This window comes from Cyclobacterium plantarum, from assembly GCF_011290685.1.
Taxonomy (GTDB): domain Bacteria; phylum Bacteroidota; class Bacteroidia; order Cytophagales; family Cyclobacteriaceae; genus Cyclobacterium; species Cyclobacterium plantarum.
Map to the genome: position 1 here is coordinate 302,548 of NZ_JAANYN010000001.1, position 18,869 is coordinate 321,416.

The 18,869-nt window shown below is 41.9% G+C and carries 15 protein-coding genes; 8 read left to right on the forward strand and 7 right to left on the reverse strand.

Going from position 1 to position 18,869, the window contains the following annotated elements; all coding sequences use genetic code 11:
• Nucleotides 1-13: 13 nt before the first annotated feature.
• From G9Q97_RS01290 to sppA, 3 genes are all read right to left on the reverse strand, one after another.
• Nucleotides 14-2,650 (reverse strand): valine--tRNA ligase, encoded by a 2,637-nt coding sequence (locus tag G9Q97_RS01290; protein ID WP_166142359.1) that lies wholly within the window; start codon nt 2,648-2,650, stop codon nt 14-16.
• A gap of 122 nt (nt 2,651-2,772) precedes the next feature.
• A complete protein-coding gene (locus G9Q97_RS01295; protein ID WP_166142361.1) occupies nt 2,773-3,630 on the reverse strand; it encodes an endonuclease/exonuclease/phosphatase family protein in 858 nt (285 codons plus the stop codon).
• Nucleotides 3,631-3,694: 64 nt separating this feature from the next.
• Nucleotides 3,695-5,452 (reverse strand): signal peptide peptidase SppA, encoded by a 1,758-nt coding sequence (sppA, locus tag G9Q97_RS01300; RefSeq protein WP_166142363.1) that lies wholly within the window; start codon nt 5,450-5,452, stop codon nt 3,695-3,697.
• A gap of 80 nt (nt 5,453-5,532) precedes the next feature.
• On the opposite strand from sppA, the gene folK reads away from it, so the two are divergent.
• A complete protein-coding gene (gene folK, locus G9Q97_RS01305; RefSeq protein ID WP_166142365.1) occupies nt 5,533-6,018 on the forward strand; it encodes a 2-amino-4-hydroxy-6-hydroxymethyldihydropteridine diphosphokinase in 486 nt (161 codons plus the stop codon).
• A gap of 9 nt (nt 6,019-6,027) precedes the next feature.
• Here the strand turns inward: folK and fabD are convergent, their stop codons facing one another.
• From fabD to G9Q97_RS24735, 4 genes are all read right to left on the reverse strand, one after another.
• On the reverse strand, nt 6,028-6,906 hold the full coding sequence (fabD, locus tag G9Q97_RS01310) for an ACP S-malonyltransferase (protein WP_166142367.1): 879 nt from the start codon (nt 6,904-6,906) through the stop codon (nt 6,028-6,030).
• A gap of 107 nt (nt 6,907-7,013) precedes the next feature.
• Nucleotides 7,014-7,637, reverse strand: a complete 624-nt coding sequence (locus G9Q97_RS01315; protein WP_166142369.1) for a carbonic anhydrase family protein — start codon at nt 7,635-7,637, stop codon at nt 7,014-7,016.
• A gap of 246 nt (nt 7,638-7,883) precedes the next feature.
• Nucleotides 7,884-10,661: a T9SS type B sorting domain-containing protein gene (locus G9Q97_RS01320; RefSeq protein WP_166142371.1), complete on the reverse strand. Its 2,778-nt coding sequence runs from the start codon at nt 10,659-10,661 to the stop codon at nt 7,884-7,886.
• Between the two features lie 78 nt (nt 10,662-10,739).
• Nucleotides 10,740-10,943 carry a hypothetical protein gene (locus tag G9Q97_RS24735; RefSeq protein WP_222851889.1) on the reverse strand — a complete coding sequence of 68 codons (204 nt, stop codon included), beginning with the start codon at nt 10,941-10,943 and terminating at the stop codon, nt 10,740-10,742.
• A 404-nt stretch (nt 10,944-11,347) separates the two neighbouring features.
• On the opposite strand from G9Q97_RS24735, the gene G9Q97_RS01325 reads away from it, so the two are divergent.
• The 7 genes from G9Q97_RS01325 (at nt 11,348) to G9Q97_RS01355 (ending at nt 18,647) form a co-directional block, all read left to right on the forward strand.
• Nucleotides 11,348-12,031: a succinate dehydrogenase cytochrome b subunit gene (locus G9Q97_RS01325; protein ID WP_166142373.1), complete on the forward strand. Its 684-nt coding sequence runs from the start codon at nt 11,348-11,350 to the stop codon at nt 12,029-12,031.
• A 44-nt stretch (nt 12,032-12,075) separates the two neighbouring features.
• A complete protein-coding gene (locus G9Q97_RS01330) occupies nt 12,076-14,010 on the forward strand; it encodes a fumarate reductase/succinate dehydrogenase flavoprotein subunit (protein ID WP_166142375.1) in 1,935 nt (644 codons plus the stop codon).
• 27 nt (nt 14,011-14,037) lie between these two features.
• On the forward strand, nt 14,038-14,787 hold the full coding sequence (locus G9Q97_RS01335; protein WP_166142377.1) for a succinate dehydrogenase/fumarate reductase iron-sulfur subunit: 750 nt from the start codon (nt 14,038-14,040) through the stop codon (nt 14,785-14,787).
• Between the two features lie 160 nt (nt 14,788-14,947).
• Nucleotides 14,948-16,357 (forward strand): sodium:solute symporter family protein, encoded by a 1,410-nt coding sequence (locus G9Q97_RS01340; protein ID WP_166142379.1) that lies wholly within the window; start codon nt 14,948-14,950, stop codon nt 16,355-16,357.
• 31 nt (nt 16,358-16,388) lie between these two features.
• The gene (locus G9Q97_RS01345) at nt 16,389-16,829 is read left to right on the forward strand and encodes a GNAT family N-acetyltransferase (protein WP_166142381.1); all 441 of its coding nucleotides are present in this window, start codon (nt 16,389-16,391) and stop codon (nt 16,827-16,829) included.
• 1 nt (nt 16,830) lies between these two features.
• Entirely contained in the window at nt 16,831-17,901 is a 1,071-nt protein-coding gene (locus G9Q97_RS01350) for an alanine racemase (RefSeq protein ID WP_166142383.1), read from the forward strand.
• A 152-nt stretch (nt 17,902-18,053) separates the two neighbouring features.
• Nucleotides 18,054-18,647, forward strand: a complete 594-nt coding sequence (locus tag G9Q97_RS01355; protein WP_166142385.1) for a porin family protein — start codon at nt 18,054-18,056, stop codon at nt 18,645-18,647.
• The last annotated feature ends 222 nt before the right edge of the window (nt 18,648-18,869 follow it).

The window sequence follows — 18,869 nt, forward strand, 5'->3', positions numbered from 1 at the left end:
ATGGTCCAAAAAATTAAAACATTTGATCCAGTTTTTTTAGACTTTCTTCAAGTGCATTTATTTTTGACTGCGCATCAGTCATTTTTTTCTTTTCCTTTAGGACTACAGCCTCAGGAGCATTGTTGACAAATCTTTCATTTTCCAGCTTCCTGGATACCGCATTATAAAAGCCTCTTGTATATTCCAGTTCCTTTTGCAGAATCTCTTTTTCCTGTTCGGGATCTATCTGTTCTTTGATTGGAATAAAAATTTCATCCGCCTTTACCACAAAGCTTACTGCATTTTCTTCCTTCTCTGCAAAACTTATCGACCGGATATTGGCCAGTTTTTTAATAATCCCACCAAACTGCAGGTACAAATCCTCATTTTTGGTGTTAATGGTCATTTCCAATGTTTCCTTTGGAGAGATCCCTTTTGATGCCCGGATATTTCTGACTTGAGAAACCACCTCAAATACCTGCTGGGCCTTTGATATAATAATTTCGTCAAATTCTTTTAGTTTAGGCCAGTCAGCACACATCAGGGCCTCTCCTTCTTCTCTTTTATTGATCTGCTGCCACAACTCCTCTGTGATAAAAGGCATAAAGGGATGTAACATTTTCAGCAGGCTTTCAAAAAACACGAGGGTTTTTTCCTTGGTTGCCTGGTCTATTGGTTGCTGATAATCAGGTTTGATCATTTCCAGATACCATGAACAGAAATCATCCCAAATCAACTTGTAAACAGTCATCAAGGCATCAGAAATCCGAAATTTCTCAAAATGATCGGTCAATTCTGACAAAGCTTGATTAAACCGGCTTTCAAACCAGAGAATAGCCGTTTCATTGGGAAGGCCCGTTGCTTTTTTTACTTCCCAACCCTCAATTAAGCGGTAGGCATTCCATATTTTATTGCTAAAATTCCTTCCCTGTTCGACTAATTTTTCATCAAATGGGAGGTCATTTCCCGCAGGACTGCTGAACAGCATACCGGTCCTCACCCCATCTGCTCCATAGGTATCTATCAAGGCCAGGGGGTCTGGAGAGTTGCCCAGAGATTTGGACATTTTCCTGCCCATTTTATCTCTTACGATTCCTGTCAGATACACATTTCTGAAGGGCTTTTCGCCCGTATATTCATATCCAGCGATGATCATCCTGGCTACCCAAAAGAAAAGAATCTCCGGGGCTGTCACCAAATCATTGGTAGGGTAGTAATAACTTAAATCCTTATTTTTCTTTCCTGTTTTGAAAAATTCCGGGTCAAAAACAGAAATGGGCCAAAGCCAGGAGGAAAACCAGGTATCCAATACATCTTCATCCTGTTTTAAATCATTGGCGGTAAATTGTTGGTCGTATTGTTTATTGGCCAGTTGAACTGCCTCTTCCGGGGAAGCAGCCACTACATAAGATCCATTGGGCAAGTAATAGGCCGGTATGCGGTGCCCCCACCAAAGCTGCCTGGAAATGCACCAATCACGTACATTTTCCATCCAACTTTTGTACATGTTTTTGAACTTTGGAGGGAATAACCGTACAGCATCATCCATTACTGCCTTGAGCGCAGGTTGGGTGATTTCTTCCATTTTCAAAAACCATTGCATGGAAAGTCTTGGCTCAATGACAGCGTCTGTTCTTTCCGAATGCCCCACATTGGAGGCGTAATCTTCTTCTTTTGGAAGCTGACCGGCTTTTTGGAGTAATTTTGCGATTTTTTTTCTTGCAATAAAACGGTCTTCACCTACCAGTAATCCGGCCTTTTCATTAAGGGTACCATCGTCATTTAAAATGTCGATCACCTCCAGTTGGTGTCTCATACCAATCTCATAATCATTGATATCGTGGGCAGGTGTAATTTTTAGGCAACCTGTTCCAAATGTCATGTCCACATAGGTGTCTTCTATGATAGGGATGGGCTTATTGATCAATGGGATCAATGCTTTTTTTCCTTTCAGATGAGCATATCTGGAGTCTTCGGGATGCACACAAATCGCAACATCGGCCATGATGGTTTCAGGACGGGTGGTCGCAATAGTAAGTGTTTCTTCTGTCCCTTCAATTTGATAGGCAATGTGATAAAGTTTGGAAGCTACTTCCTTAAAGATTACCTCATCATCCGAAAGGGCTGTTTTCCCCTTAGGGTCCCAATTGACCATTCGAATGCCCCGGTAGATTTTTCCTTTTTGGTGCAGATCTACGAATACCTGAATAACGGCCTCGCTCAGGTCTTTATCCATGGTGAATCTGGTCCTTTCCCAATCGCAGGAGGCCCCCAGCTTTTTGAGTTGTTCAAGGATTATTCCGCCGTATTTTTCTTTCCATTCCCAGGCATATTTCAGAAATTCCTCCCTGCTAATGGATTTTTTTTCAATCCCCTTCTCTTTTAGCATGGCCACCACCTTGGCCTCTGTAGCAATAGACGCATGGTCGGTGCCTGGGACCCAACAGGCGTTTTTCCCTTCCATTCGTGCCTTTCTTACCAATATATCCTGAATGGTGTTGTTCAGCATGTGGCCCATGTGAAGTACTCCAGTTACATTAGGAGGGGGGATCACTATTGAATAGGCTTCCTTTTGATCATTTGGTTCTGAATGAAACATACCATGATCCATCCAGTATTGGTACCATTTAGATTCAGCGTTTCTGGGATTATATTTGGTTGAGCGTGCCATGCGATTTTTAAATTTGAAGGGCAAAATTAATACATTATGGCTGAAGGTATGCCATTTGCTCCGGCTAATTAAAAAAAAAGGAAAACCACCGGATTTTCCCGCAGGAAGAAAATTCGATAGGTTTATTCCCGAAACATGAGCCGAACCATTACCGGAAAATGATCTGAGGGATACTTTTTCCCATAATTGTCGGTAAGCGTGGCATGGTGGGAAATGGTGAAATCGTCGCTGATAAAAACATAGTCAATCCTCCTGTCGGGAAACAAATCCCAATTGAAAGCATTAAATGTACCATGAGTACCATGTGATGGGGTTTTGGAGGCATCTTTGCTATCTTTCAGACGACCATCTTTAAGGAGTTCTTTGTATGCGGGATTATCAGCTTCTACATTGAAATCACCCGTTAGTATACAAGGCAAATTTTCTGTATTGATTTCCTGGATTTTTTTCAGTAATAATTTACTACTTTCTTCCCTGGCTTTTTGTCCTATATGGTCATAATGCACATTGAAAACATAAAATTCATTTCCTTCCTCTGTTTGAAATTTCCCCCAGGAACAAACCCGATTGAGGGCCGCATCCCATCCCTTGGAGGGTTTATCTGGAGTTGGCGAGAGCCAAAAGGTATTTTTATCCAGCAGTTCAAACTTGTCAGGATTGTAAAAAACAGCGCTGAACTCCCCTTCATTTCCACCCGTATCCCGACCAACGCCAATGTATGGATACTGTAAGTCCTTACTGATATCCTCCAATTGGGTATACAGGCCTTCCTGGGTTCCAATAATATCCATTTCATGAAAGCGGATCAGATTGATTAAGTGCGGCGAGCGGTCTTTCCAAAGATTGCCTTCATCTCCCGGGTTATCAAACCTTATATTATAGGTGGCGATATTGTAGGTTTCCTGGGCATATAAATCAACCTGTAAAGGGAAGATCAAAAAAGAAAATGCTGCCAGGAAGTTTATCAGTAATGAATTCATTGCAGTATTTTGAATATATTTAATACTATTAAAATTGGTAAATTTAATTTTGTTAACAAATTATTTAGTCAATTTCTAACTGAAAAGGTAGAATAGTCATTTTTCCCTGCAATCTATTCACCCTTTCCAGGGTCTGAAACAGTTCATATGAATATCCCATTGTAATTCGCTGATAGGTTCCTTGTACATCAGCCCCAAAATCTGATAGCAGTTGTTCCAACAAACTTTTTTGTTTTGGGTACATGACGACCCGGTAGTCTTCATCAAGTCCGGCTTTTTTGGCAGCAATACCAATGGCATCCTTAAAATCTCCCAATACATCCACCAGACCAGCCTCTTTGGCTCTTTTGCCAGACCATACCCTTCCGCCCGCTACTTCAATTACCTGTTCCCTGCTCATTCCCCTTCCTTCTGCTACCCTGTTGATAAAGGTGTCATAAATTTTCTCAACGGAATTTTGCATGATAGCCATTTCATTTTCTGACATCTCTTTGGTAGGATTTAAAAAATCAGAGTAAGTACCCGTGCTGACTGCATCAGTGGTGATGCCAAGCTTATTGTTCAGTAATCCCTGTGTGTTGAACATAATGCCAAATACACCTATTGAGCCTGTAATGGTATTGGGTTGGGCCACAATGGTATCGGCAGCTGCAGCAATATAATAACCTCCGGAAGCAGCGTAATTGGACATGGAAACGATCAAGGGTTTTTCTTTTTGGGCCTCCGATAATTCTCTCCAAATGACCTCCGATGCAACAGCCGAGCCTCCTGGAGAATTGACCCGCAGCACAATGGCTTTCACATCTTCGTTTTTCCTCGCTTTTCGGATTTCCTTTAAAAAGACTTCCGAACTGATTTGATTAGGGGCATTTCCGCCAACGATCTCCCCATCGGCCATGATTATGGCGATCTGATTTCTTGATAACCTGTTCTTTTCTTTGGTTGTTTGATTAAGGCCTGATATGTTTATACTGTTGATATCATCGTCTTCCTCCAGGCCCAATTTTTCCCTTAGCTTGTTTTTCACCTGATCATCGTACCAAAGGGCATCTACCAATCCTAAATCCACAGCGTCCTGACTGGTTCTGACCAGCATGTTATCATTTATTTCCTGTACTTTATCCTCCGGGATCATACGGCTCCTGGCCACTTCTGCTACCAAAACCTCATTCAGGTCTTCCAGATAAACACTGGTTTGAAGCCGGTTTTCTTCGCTCATTTTTTCCAAAATAAATGGCTCAATGGCACTTTTAAATTCCCCAACACGAAAAATAACCGGTTTAACTTCTATTTTTTCAAAAAGGCCTTTAAGGAAAATACTGTTGGCTGCGAAGCCATTGAATTCCAGGTCTCCGATAGGATTGAGATAAATTTCGTTAGCAACAGAGCAAAGAAAATAACCTGATTCCGAAAAATATTCCCCATAGGCAACAATGAATTTCCCACTGTCTTTAAAATCTTCCAAAGCTTTTCTGATTTCTAGAATATGAGATTGCCCGGCCGCAATTAGACCGCTTTCCAGATAAATACCCTTAATATCCTCATTTTCCTCTGCTGCCTCTATGGCGTTCAGGATTTGGTTTAATCCCACATTGGCTACTTCACCCAAAAAAGGAAGTGGCGGTAAAGAAAAATCATCTTCGGGAGCCCTTTCAACGATGTTTACCCCATTTAAATTGATGTGTAAAAGGGAGTTTTCCTTAACAGTAACTTCTTGTGAACCCGCACTGATGGCGATAATTCCCGCGATAATAAAAAATGCGAGCACCCAGAAAACTAGTAACCCTACAATTACTGCCAAAACATTGCTCAAAAATTTCATAAATATTATCCGTTTTATTAAGTTCCAAAATTAACCTATTTTTGATAAAACTGGGGTATTTCGGAACAATAAAATTTGCTATGCACAGGGTGGTTTTGAGTTTGGGCGGAAATGTGGGAGACAGGCTTGCTTTAATCAGGAAAGCACTGGAATTACTGGTTAGGGAAATGAAACTGCTCCATGCTTCTCAAATCTATGAGACTGCAGCCTGGGGTGGGAATTCAGAGGCAGCATTTCTCAATCAAGTACTTGTTTTGCACACTTCCATGGATGCAGAGTCAACATTGGACTTTATTCAGGAAATAGAAAACCGATTGGGGAGAAAAAGGGTTTTGAAATGGGGAGACAGGACCATGGATATTGATATCCTATATTTTGATAATAGCATCATTCAGACAGACCGGCTTCAGGTGCCTCACAGGCTGATGCTTTCCAGGAATTTTATTTTAATCCCATTGGCAGAGATTTTGCCTGAGGAACAACACCCTGTAAATAAATTAACTCACCGTGAATTACTAGAGAGATGTGAAGACCGATTAACCGTCAGACCAGTGTCTGACGGTTAATCTGGCGCATCATTCCAGGGCACCTACTTCTGCTTCCTTATGAATTTTCTTGACCAATCCCTGAAGGACTTTTCCTGGCCCACATTCAATGAATTTTAAGGCACCATCTTTAACCATGTTTTGTACAGATTGGGTCCATTTTACAGGAGCAGTCAATTGGGCATTCAGGTTTTCTTTGATGGTTGCAATATCCAATACCGCCGCACTGCTTACATTCTGGTAAACCGGACAAATAGGTGCGGAGAATGTGGTATTGTTGATGGCCGTTTCAAGCTTCACCCTGGCAGGTTCCATTAGCGGAGAGTGAAATGCTCCTCCAACAGGTAAGGGAAGGGCCCTTTTTGCCCCTGCTGCTTTCATTTTTTCACAGGCGATTTGTATGCCTTCCAGACTGCCTGATATGACCAACTGGCCGGGACAGTTGTAATTGGCGGGCACCACTATCTGGTCTGTGATGGAGGCGCAGATGGTTTCCACCTGCTCATCCTCAAGGCCCAGTATTGCCGCCATGGTAGAGGGGTTGATTTCGCAAGCCTCTTGCATGGCAAGGGCTCTATGGTGTACGAGCTGCAGTCCATCTTCAAATTTTAGTACCCCATTGGCTACCAATGCGGAAAACTCACCCAATGAATGACCTGCCACCATATCGGGATGGAAAGTCTCTGAAGTGAGTGCTGCAATAACAGAATGAAGAAATACTGCGGGTTGGGTGACATTGGTTTGCTTCAGGGCTTCAGCTGTGCCTTCAAACATGATGTCTGTTATTTTGAAACCTAAAATCTCATTGGCTTGATCAAATAATTTTTTGGCTTCAGACCTGTTTTCGTAAAGATCTTTTCCCATACCGGGAAATTGGGCTCCCTGGCCCGGAAATACATAAGCTACCATGATAAAAAGATGTTTTTGTTGGTTCAACCTCCAAATATAAGCAAAAAAATAAGGCAGGTTGAAACCATGGGTTTCCCTGCCTTATCTGTTCACCTTTTTGGGTATTGCTAATCTTCAAAAAAAGTAACCAGGCCGGTTTCTACATCATACACCGCACCAACCACTTTGATTTTACCTTCTTTTTCAAGACCATTGATAATGGTACTTCTTTCCCTGATTTCATCCATGGCTTCAAATACATTCAATTCAGCCACTTTTTCAATGAACTCCGGACTATCTACCTCGGCCCGGGTCTCTTTAGATGCCCTGTCAATTGCGGGCTTTATTTTATGTAATAATGCCGTAATATTCCCATCTTTGACTTTTTTACAGGCACTTGTTACTGCGCCGCACTTGGTATGACCAAGCACCAGCACCAACTTTGATCCTGCATATTTTATGGCATACTCCATGCTACCTAAAATGTCTTCGTTGACCACATTCCCAGCTACTCTGGCGCTGAAAATATCCCCTAATCCCTGGTCAAAAATCAACTCTGCTGAAGTCCGGGAGTCAATACAGCTTAATACTACTGCAAATGGCCACTGTCCATCCCTGGTTTCATTCACCATTTGAAGCAGATTCCTGTTGGTCCTGAGGTTTTTAAGAAACCGCTCATTGCCTTCCTTTAAAATGGTCAATGCCCCTTCGGGGCTTAAGCTATCCTGGGTCGTTTTAGTGTGGGCTCTCATAATTAATATTTATTGTTTTACTCGCTTAAATTATTTCAAAAATCATTTTTGTCTACACAATCATTTTTAAGGCCATAACTTCCACCGCAACGGAGTCCCGAATAGCCCGTCCCGGCCTGCCGTAACCGATTTCGGGAAATTGATTCGGAGGAGTCTCACAATGGTAATCACTTCTTTGAGGATCGCTCTCCTCAGTCTCGATTTATTATCCATTTAAGGGTTCAAAAAACCCATTAAATTGCTGGGTCATTTCATCAGCTGAATGGTCCCTTTTATTTTTCTTTGCCGTTGGCTTTCATCCAGTACATTGAATTGGATGGTCGCCTCATAATAATAGGTACCTGAGGGAAGTAAATTGCCCTCGGTGTCTCGTCCATCCCAGTTGATATAAATGTTATTCTCCGCAGCCAGAGTGCTATTGTACTGGTGTACTTTTACACCCCATCGGTTGTAAATATTTATGTCCACAGCTTCAACAAACCTCGGGCATTTGTCATAAGGATTGTCAAAAGCCTGAAAGGTTTCATTGATATTGTCTCCATCAGGGGTAAATACATTTGGAAGCTCATAATTGGGACAATTATCCACGCAAACGATATTGCTCGGTTCACTTTCGTTGCCCGACCTGTCAATCGCTGTAATATAATAACAGCCTTTTAACTCTAACAATCCATCGATCCGGGTATCCGTATTGATGACGGAAACATTGCTTACAAGATTAAAAGTTCCTTCCTCCCCTGTTTCGGAAAAGTAGATCCGGTAACCATTGAGTTCGGTATCACAATTGCCGGAGAAATCTGGCTCCCAGCTTAGATCATGATAAAAATCACTGAAATTACAGGGTTTGTCTGCCAGAAAAGCTTCACATTCAGGTCCGTCATAGGTCAATACAGGCGGACAGGGAAGGCGGTCATCATCAGGCCTGGCACAAACCACCTGTGATTTATTGGCCAAAGGATAAGTTAAAATATCCAGGTTATAATTGCCATTGGTTACAATGTAATAACAATATTCCTTTTCTGTATCCAATGGAATTCCATTGTGGCTTCCATCATCCAGATAGACAAATCCCTCCTGGGTAACATTTACTTCAGCAATCAGGCTAAAATTTTCAGTGTCATTTGCCTCCGGGTCAGTCCTGTTTCTGTAAACCAAATGGGGGAAAGAACTGACTTCATTGTTCCAGGGAACGTTAAAACTCCAATTGAGCTCAATGGCTTCGTTGATAATGGTAGGTTCTACCCTAACTGAGGAGGCAATGCTGCTTGTATCAATTTTTTCATCCTCCGAAATCAGGATTACTTTGTAATTATAAACCAGATTTTCTGTGTTCAAATCTGTATCTGTAAATACCGTATCAGAAGTGGTAATCAGGGAAGTGGTATTGCTCTGGCCCATAAATCCCTGGTTTCGAATCAATTCATAAGAATAAGGCCCTGGATAAAGGTCGGTGTCAATATCGTAAGGAGGTGTCCATCTTACAAGCATTTCTCCCGACTCAGGATCAGTATTCTCTACACTTACATTGGTAATGATCGGGACATCCACATCTACAGTGATGCAAATTTCTTCAGAAACATAACTTTCTCCACTTCTTGGAGCTGGGAAGGCTGCCACCAATCGGTAACAATAGGTGTTACCCGGACTAAGTCCCATATCCTCATTGGTGTCGATGAAACTAATTTCTTCTATATTGGTAGTGCCTACCAATTCATAACCGGGTCTTATACCGGTTTCACAGGAATCCGGTTCATAGGGATCGCTATTGATCCTACGCCATACCTGCATGTTTTCTGCCCCATTGGAACAGATATACGGGTCCCATTCCAGTTCAGCAGATCTTCCCTGTTGCTGCTCAATGGCAAAGGGAACTGGCGGTGGTGCCACTATAGTAATGTTCCAGGTTTGAATATCAACAAGGGAAGGCCCTGATTGGGGTTGGTCCCGGATACGTACCCTTACCTGATAATTTCTTGCCCGAACATGGTTACATATGGTTTGCCATTCAAAGTTGATGATTCCGGGAGAAGGCTGGAAAATGGATTCAGGATTATAAGCAGCAGGAGAAGAGGTGATTTCAATAGGGTCACCAAACACTTCGATCATGATAGGATCTCCATCCGGATCAAAGCCTTGAAATATCTCGGTAATATTGGTTCCGGCCTCTACACAAATATCATCTGGCATGATTAATTCGGGCCTTCGGTTATCGGTATTTTCTATTATGATCTGCATATCCCTCAATACGTATCCTATGCGGACCCATTCTCCTGCAACAAACCGCCACTCCTCTATCCGAAAGGCCACATTGTACTGACCTGCAATGCCTGGTGCGTCCCAGACTAAATCTCCGGTCACCGGATCAAGTTCAAGAAACGGGGGAGTCGTGCCATCCTGCCTGGTGAAACTGAATTCCCCGGAAGCCGGGCTTCTGTAGTTGTTTACTTCCCTTTGAAAAGCTTGTTTTGGGACATCCAGCACATAAGCCAAGCTGTCTCCATCCGGATCGTAAGCTCCGGGATTATGGATATAGGTTTGGTTCACAGCCCCATTGTCCACAGGAGCGATGGTCAGTATGGGAGAATTATTGACTCCCAAAAAAGGATCAATTCTGATCATCGTTTCAATGTAAAACGGCGTATCCACCGATTGATCCATGTTTAAGGTATTGGCATTCCGGTTGAACTCCATAAAACGAATGGTGTAATTACCAGGTCCCTGATAGGTATGCGTAATCACGAAAATATTCTTTTCTATGTTGTCGCCGAGACTTTCTGTTACATTAAAATCACTTTCAGTATTTAAGACTTCTTTTCGGCCATCTCCAAAATCAATTTCCCCAGGACCAAATATTACCGTGGAACGGGTATCTGTATATCCCACCACAGTAATTTTATACGTTAAGGTTTGAGTAGAAATTCTTTCAGCAATAATCTCCCCGGCTCTGATGTGGGTAGCCCAGGTGGTAGAAATTGAGGCGATCATTATGCCGAGTAACCCCAAAAGAAAATAACAGTATTTCATAAATTTATAATTGTCTTTTAGCGGCCAAATCTTGTTCCGCAATAAAGGTAAGGATAACCTGTCCCAACCTGCTCCGAATCAATTTTCCTGAAATTGATTCGGTAGAACCCGGCATATTGCATAATCCTCCCTTTCTGTGTCGCTTGCTCCATGCTTGATTTCAAGTTTCGCATTTATTTCTGCCTTTTGAACTACAATGCGCTCAGAAGGATTTGTTAAAATTGTAGTCTGCTTTACCCCAATACAACTATGCCTAACAACAAAACGTTTTTGTTTTTTCAATGGTTACCCTAAATTATATCTTTATTAGGAATATTTCATTTTCTTTGAAAATTTATTTAAGCAGATAGTTGGAAAGGGAACCTGAATCAGACCTGTTTTCTGTTAACGCTCCTTGCAGCATACTATTTTCTGATTGTTTATTTTGTTGGGTAACAGTATCTCAAGAATGGATTTAACTTGTTATACCGTTACTGTTACCTTTTAATTTCACTTTCCGGATGTTTATTGATTTTAATGAACAAAGCCCGTGTTGCTTTGGTTAGATTTTTTGAAAAAGAGATACATTTATTTAGAACTATTTAAAATAAGAGCATTGATTATGGTTTGATTGTTTGCTATTGATTCCAAATGTAAATTTGGCTTTAATAAATAACTTTGATCAAACCATAATAATAAAAAATTATATGAGTTGGGTATTTAAAACCTTAAATAGTACACTGGGCAAAAAATTGTTAATGGCCCTTACGGGATTATTTCTGATTTTGTTTTTAGTGGTCCATTTAGCGGGGAATTTACAATTGCTGATTCCTGATGGGGGAAAATCCTTCAATATTTACGCTGAAACCATGGCAAGTAATCCGTTGATCAGGATAGTAGGTATTGTGAATTTTGGTTTCATAGCTTTGCACGCAATTTATTCCGCCATCCTTACAAGATACAACAAAAAATCCCGCCCGGTGGGCTATGCCGTTACCAAGAGCTCTGCCAACAGCACCTGGAGTTCCAGAAACATGGGAATTCTTGGGTCTTTAATCTTGATTTTTATCCTGATCCATTTGAGGGGTTTTTGGTATGAATTTAAGTTTGGTGAAATGCCTTATGTCACTTACGATGGGGTAACCTACAAAGATGGTTTTGCTATCGTTTCGGCAGCATTTGGAAATATTATTTACGTGATCTTTTATGTGTTCAGTATGGCAGTTTTGGCTTTCCATCTGTCTCATGGATTTTCCAGCGCATTTCAAACATTGGGTGTAAACCATAAAAAATATACACCTTTTATCCAAAAACTGGGAATAGGCTTTGCCATCATCGTTCCTGCCTTATTTGCCTTGATACCAATAGTCATGTTTTTACAAAGCAATTAACTGACTGAAAATAGAAAATAAAGGGAATTTAAATTTGAATATTAATGAAACTTGATTCAAAAATACCCAGTGGTCCTTTGGCTGAGAAGTGGACCAAGCATAAATTTAATGTAAAATTGGTCAATCCTGCCAATAAAAGAAAATATGAAATTATTGTGGTTGGAACCGGCCTTGCGGGGGCCTCTGCTGCTGCTTCACTTGCGGAGTTGGGATACAATGTAAAGGCATTTTGTTTCCAGGACAGTCCCCGAAGGGCCCATTCCATTGCGGCTCAGGGGGGCATCAATGCAGCAAAAAATTACCAGAATGATGGAGATTCTGTTTTCCGGTTGTTTTATGATACCATTAAAGGAGGTGATTATCGGTCCAGAGAAGGTAATGTTTTCAGATTGGCGGAGGTATCGGTAAATATCATCGATCAATGCGTAGCACAGGGAGTTCCTTTTGCCCGGGAGTATGGCGGTCTATTGGCCAACAGGTCTTTTGGGGGAGCTCAGGTATCCCGGACTTTTTATGCCCGTGGCCAAACCGGACAGCAGTTGTTGCTCGGTGCTTATTCTGCACTTAGCAGACAGGTAGCAAACGGAAAGGTAAAGTTATATCCCAGGACAGAGATGATGGATGTAGTGGTTGTAGATGGTAAGGCCAGGGGAATCATTACCCGAAACCTTATCACCGGAGCCATTGAATCACATAGTGCCCATGCGGTATTGCTTTGTACCGGGGGGTATGGGAATGTGTTTTTTCTTTCTACCAATGCCATGGGTTCCAATGTGACCGCAGCATGGAGGGCACATAAAAAGGGAGCTTTTTTCAGCAACCCCTGCTATACACAGATTCACCCAACATGTATTCCTGTTTCCGGAGACCATCAATCAAAACTGACCTTGATGTCGGAGTCTTTAAGAAATGATGGCCGGGTTTGGGTTCCAAAAACCCGGGAAATGGCAGAAAAGCTCAGGAAAAAGGAAATTGCACCAAAAGATATTAAAGAAGAAGAACGCGATTATTATCTGGAAACCAAATATCCTTCATTCGGTAACCTTGTACCCAGGGATGTGGCTTCCAGAAACGCCAAATATGTATGTGATGAAGGCCGGGGTGTAAATGAAACCGGGGAGGCTGTTTTTTTGGATTTTCGGGATGCCATTAAGAGGGATGGTGAGGATGCTGTAAGGGGTAAGTATGGTAATCTTTTTGATATGTATCAACAAATTACCGGCGAAAATCCTTACCAAACACCAATGAAGATTTATCCCGCGGTACATTATACCATGGGGGGGCTTTGGGTAGATTATAACCTGATGACATCTGTTCCCGGACTTTATGCACTTGGTGAGGCTAATTTTTCAGATCATGGAGCCAACCGTCTGGGGGCTTCTGCCCTCATGCAGGGTTTGGCTGATGGCTATTTCGTTGCTCCTTATACCGTTGGAGATTATTTGGCCAATTTACCTTATGAAAAAATTGCCGAAGATCATCCCGAATTTAAAAAAGCAGAGGAAGAAGTAAAAGCAAGGGTAAAACAACTGCTTACCATAAATGGAGACAAAACAGTTGACCACTTTCACAAAAAGCTGGGAAAGATCATGTGGAATCACTGCGGGATGGCCAGAAATGCAGCAGGCCTTACCAAAGCAAAAGAAATGATACGGTCACTGAAGGAAGAATTCTGGTCCAATGTAAAAGTGCTGGGGACCGGAGAAGAGTTAAACTTATCCCTTGAAAAAGCGCATAGGGTAGCTGACTTTCTGGAGTTGGGCGAGTTGATGATTGATGATGCCTTACACCGAAATGAGTCCTGTGGAGGTCATTTCCGGGATGAATACCAGACACCTGAAGGCGAAGCTTTGCGGGATGATGAAAATTTTGCATATGTAGCTGCCTGGGAATACCAGGGAGATGGTAAAGATGAAGTTTTGCACAAAGAAGAGCTGGTATTTGAAAATGTCAAACTAACCCAAAGAAGCTACAAATAATTGATTGTAACCTAAAATTCATAAAAAATGAACCTTACTTTAAAAGTTTGGAGACAAAGAAATCCATCTGAAAAGGGTGGTTTTAAAACATATAAAATTAGTGGGATTTCTGCTGACATGTCTTTTTTGGAAATGTTGGATGTGCTGAATGAGGATCTTTCCGACAAAGGTGAAGATCCGGTACATTTCGACCATGACTGTCGTGAGGGTATTTGCGGAATGTGCTCCCTTTATATCAACGGACAGCCCCATGGACCCCATCAAACGACCACATGCCAGTTACACATGCGGTCTTTTAAGGATGGAGACACCATCACCATCGAACCCTGGCGTGCCAATGCCTTTCCCATTGTAAAGGATTTGGTCGTAGACAGAAGTTCATTTGACCGGATCATCCAGTCAGGAGGATATGTGTCAGTCAATACAGGGGGCGTTCCTGATGCCAATGAAATACCCATACCTAAAGTGATAGCTGACGAATCCTTTGATGCCGCAACCTGCATTGGTTGTGGAGCCTGCGTGGCTGCCTGCAAAAATGCCTCTGCCATGTTGTTTGTATCAGCAAAAATTTCTCAGTTGGCTTTATTGCCACAGGGTAAAGTGGAGAAAAGAGAAAGAGCAGAGAAAATGGTTGCCCAAATGGACAAAGAGGGTTTTGGCGCATGTACCAATACCGGAGCATGTTCCGCTGAATGTCCGAAAGAAATCAAACTGAGCAACATCGCGAGGATGAACAGGGAATATTTCTCAGCATCTCTGAGCACGGAGAATGTCTGAAAACTCAATAAATACTTTAAAAGACCGGAATTCCGGTCTTTTTTTTATCCCATTCTGAGTGTGTCCAGCCTTTTTCCTAGCTATCATTTTGCTCAGGATTAGGATTTTTAAAATTTTATTGTTTTCATAAGAAGCAATTTATAGACCTAACCAAAGAAAAATGTCTTATATAGATTTATCTATTTTCATAGTTTACATGATTTTGATGCTCGGGGTAGGGTTTTATTTCATGAGGAAAAATTCCGGACAAGATGACTATTACGTAGGCGGTAGAAACATAGGAAGTTGGCACATAGGACTTTCTGTAGTAGCCACAGATGTTGGTGGAGGTTTTTCTGTAGGGCTGGGCGGATTAGGTTTTTTGATGGGTTTGTCCGGCAGTTGGATGTTGTTTACCGGACTGTTGGGCGCATGGATGGCTGCCGTGTTGCTCATTCCAAGGGTTAGATCCAACCCGGACTTTGAAAAATTTTATACCCTACCACAGATTTTTCAACACATTTTTGACAGGAAGGTGGGAATTCTGGCTGCGGTCATTTGTTTTGTCGGCTACCTTGGATTCACCTCTTCTCAGCTTTTGGCGGGCGCCAAATTAGCGGCAGGGACTTTCAAACCACTGGATCTCAATGTAGCTCTTTTGATCATGGGAATTATTGCTGTGGTCTATACTGTCTTGGGAGGACTAAAGGCCGTCATTTATACCGATACGGTTCAATGGATTGTCCTTATGGCTGGGTTTATTTTTATTGGTCTTCCGGTTTCTTATTTTCATGTTGGAGGTTGGGAAGCCATTAGAGAAACATTGCCGGCTGAATATTTTTCCCTGGCCAATCTGCGTTGGCAAGACCTGGCCAATTGGGGGATTACGATTTTACCCATTTGGTTTGTGGGAATGACTTTGTATCAACGGATTTTTGCCAGTACAGATGTCAAATCTGCTAAAAAGGCCTGGTTTATTGCCGGATTATTCGAGTGGCCCATCATGGCCTTCATGGGTGTCTCATTAGGACTTTTGGCCAAGGTTGCATTTGAGCAGGGGCTTATTGCAGTCAGTCAGGACGACCTGGATCCAGAGATGGGGCTTCCCATATTATTGAGCACTGTATTGCCACCAGGAATCATGGGTTTGATGATGTCTGCTTATTTTTCCGCAGTGCTGTCTACTGCTGATTCCTGTCTGATGGCAGCTTCCGGAAACCTCACCACGGATATATTCGGGAGATACCTGAAAACAAAAAATGACGGCTTTGTCATGCGAATGAGTCAGTTATTTACCTTAATTATTGGTGCGTTGGCCCTGGTCATTGCCATTCAAATGACAAATGTTTTGGAATTGATGTTGTATTCCTATGCTTTTATGGTGTCAGGCTTACTGGTACCCATCATAGCAGGACTTTTCTGGAATATGCGGTCCCCTGTGGCTGCCATGGCCTCAATGATCATCGGGGGAGGCATCACTGCCGGGCTATCCATGTTTGACCTGAACCTGCCATTTGGTCTGGATCCCAACTTTTTCGGGGTTTTTTCATCTTTAGCAGTGTTTTTGCTTGTTTATAAGCTACGAAAGTAAGTTACATATTAAATAACAAAATATAAGGTAAATGTCTACTATTGAAACACTTTCAGCAATTGATAATGCCACCTATTTACAAAAAAACGAAATAGCTGATTTTTTATTCCAACATTTGGATCAATACGGCGATCCTAAGACGCATATCATGCGTTGCCTGGATTACGCCCTGGACCAGGCCGGGGATAAAGGGGGATTCGTCGTGATGGCCAGAGAAGAGGGCAAGATCGTTGGGACTGTAGTCGTAAATAAAACCGGAATGTCGGGCTATATTCCTGAAAATATCCTCGTTTACATAGCTGTTGATGCTTCTCAGAGGGGGAAAGGATTAGGAAAAAAATTGATGCAAACAGCAATAGATATGGCTCATGGTGACATCGCTTTACATGTTGAGCCGGATAATCCCGCTAAATTTCTTTATGAGAAACTGGGGTTTACAAACAAATATCTTGAAATGAGACTAAAAAAATAAAATGGCGTTTCTAAACCTATATCGTGATAAGCTAAGGGAAAACTTCGAATTTTTGAAAAAAGAATTCGATGATAATGATGTGTCCTGGGGAGTGGTTTCTAAAATTCTCTGCGGTAATAGAAAATATATCAAAGAGTTGATTGATATGGGGGCCGATGAGATTCATGACTCCCGGATCAGTAATCTTGCAAAGGTGAAGGAAATAAATCCCAGTGTTCAAACGGTTTATATCAAACCTCCTTCCAAGAGGAATATTTCGGATATGGTTCGGTACGCTGATGTAAGTCTGAACAGCGAATTGAATACCATACGGTGGATCAGTGAAGAAGCAGTCAAACAGGATAAAAAACACAAAATAATCATTATGGTAGAGACGGGCGACCTCAGGGAGGGTGTCATGGGTGACCATTTGATTGATTTTTATGCCAAGGTTTTTGACCTGCCAAATCTTGAAGTAATCGGATTGGGTACCAATCTCAATTGTTTGAATGGGGTGATGCCTTCAGCAGACAAACTTATTCAACTTTCTCTTTACAAACAGATCATAGAACTAAAATTCAATAAGAAAATCCCCTGGGTATCAGCAGGTACTTCCGTGACAATTCCACTGATGCTGCACCAACAGCTCCCCAAAGGCGTCAATCACTTCAGGGTAGGTGAGACATTGTATTTTGGAGCAGACCTATTTGAGGAAAAGACCATTGAAGGGATGAATCCGAATGTTTTTGAATTGTTTACAGAGATCATTGAAATGCAGGAAAAACCCCTGCTTCCTACAGGAAGCCTGGCCACAAATCCGCAGGGAGAGGTGGCAGAGATAGATGAATCTTTGTATGGAAAATCTTCCTTTCGAGCCATTTTGGACCTGGGATTATTGGATGTAGATCCCAAATACCTGATTGCAGGAGATGGGGATTTTGAGATACTGGGAGCCAGTTCAGATATGCTGATCATCAATCTGGGGGAAAACCCGAAAAATTACAAGGTGGGAGACCTGATCAAATTTCACCTTAAATACATGGGGGCTTTGGCCATACTAAATTCCAGTTATATAGAAAAAAGGGTAGTGTAATTCCTGAAAAATCCTGGGCAATTGCCAATTAAACTTTTAAATTTATGTATTCAGCTCATTTTTAGAGGTTTGAATGTGGATTCAGTGAACTAGCGATTTTTGGCATCAAATTGGTAACCTGTAGTAAGTGATTAACCAACTTATTATTTACCATGAAAAAGATCGTATTATTATTTTCATTGCTTGTCTCATCTATGGCCATTGTTCAGGCACAGAATGATACAAGTAAGTCAGGATTCGGGATCCGTGGAGGAGCCAGTTTATTCAATTGGAGTGGATCCGACATCAGTAGCAATGACTACACCAATCGGGTGGGATTTCATGCCGGAATTTATGGAAACAGCTTCCTGGGAGATAGGTTCTCAATTGAGCCAGGCTTGTATTACTCCGTTAAAGGAACTCAAAATGACGACATGGTCAACTCCAGGGCGGTGTTGAATTATTTGGATTTGCCAGTTTTGTTTCGATTTTATGCCACCGAAGGAGTAAATTTTTTTGTAGGTCCTCAGGCGTCGTTATTATTGAATTCCACCTTTGAAGCTGATGCATTGGGCAATACTTATGGCTGGGAAACGGAAAGCATCAATGACCTGGATGCAGGATTGGTAATTGGATTGGGGTATAACTTACCTGTGGGCTTGAATCTGCAGGCGAGTTACGACCTAGGTCTGACACCGGTTTTCAAGGATTCTGATGCAGATGTCTATAACAGGGGATTCAAGCTATCCGCAGGTATCAGCTTTTAATCCGATTCATGCCATCAGGGTTTCTGACAGTCTCTCCCGAACAAAATCGGGAATGGATTAAGAAGCAAGAAAATCAGTCGCTTTGGAGGCTGAGGCTTGGGCAACATTAAGCTGAACCCGATATGAGAAGTGATGTGGTTGATTTTAAAGTGTTTTTAGACCGCAGTAGAAATTCTAATGCATATTTCGGATGTAACACGAAACCAGGATTGCAGGTTTATC

Excerpts from the sequence above, each read along its gene's own strand:
- G9Q97_RS01290 (WP_166142359.1), bottom strand. The coding sequence starts at position 2,650 with ATGGCACGCTCAACCAAATATAATCCCAGAAACGCTGAATCTAAATGG.
- G9Q97_RS01295 (WP_166142361.1), bottom strand. The coding sequence starts at position 3,630 with ATGAATTCATTACTGATAAACTTCCTGGCAGCATTTTCTTTTTTGATC.
- sppA (WP_166142363.1), bottom strand. The coding sequence starts at position 5,452 with ATGAAATTTTTGAGCAATGTTTTGGCAGTAATTGTAGGGTTACTAGTT.
- folK (WP_166142365.1), top strand. The coding sequence starts at position 5,533 with ATGCACAGGGTGGTTTTGAGTTTGGGCGGAAATGTGGGAGACAGGCTT.
- fabD (WP_166142367.1), bottom strand. The coding sequence starts at position 6,906 with ATGGTAGCTTATGTATTTCCGGGCCAGGGAGCCCAATTTCCCGGTATG.
- G9Q97_RS01315 (WP_166142369.1), bottom strand. The coding sequence starts at position 7,637 with ATGAGAGCCCACACTAAAACGACCCAGGATAGCTTAAGCCCCGAAGGG.
- G9Q97_RS01320 (WP_166142371.1), bottom strand. The coding sequence starts at position 10,661 with ATGAAATACTGTTATTTTCTTTTGGGGTTACTCGGCATAATGATCGCC.
- G9Q97_RS01325 (WP_166142373.1), top strand. The coding sequence starts at position 11,348 with ATGAGTTGGGTATTTAAAACCTTAAATAGTACACTGGGCAAAAAATTG.
- G9Q97_RS01330 (WP_166142375.1), top strand. The coding sequence starts at position 12,076 with ATGAAACTTGATTCAAAAATACCCAGTGGTCCTTTGGCTGAGAAGTGG.
- G9Q97_RS01335 (WP_166142377.1), top strand. The coding sequence starts at position 14,038 with ATGAACCTTACTTTAAAAGTTTGGAGACAAAGAAATCCATCTGAAAAG.
- G9Q97_RS01340 (WP_166142379.1), top strand. The coding sequence starts at position 14,948 with ATGTCTTATATAGATTTATCTATTTTCATAGTTTACATGATTTTGATG.
- G9Q97_RS01345 (WP_166142381.1), top strand. The coding sequence starts at position 16,389 with ATGTCTACTATTGAAACACTTTCAGCAATTGATAATGCCACCTATTTA.
- G9Q97_RS01350 (WP_166142383.1), top strand. The coding sequence starts at position 16,831 with ATGGCGTTTCTAAACCTATATCGTGATAAGCTAAGGGAAAACTTCGAA.
- G9Q97_RS01355 (WP_166142385.1), top strand. The coding sequence starts at position 18,054 with ATGAAAAAGATCGTATTATTATTTTCATTGCTTGTCTCATCTATGGCC.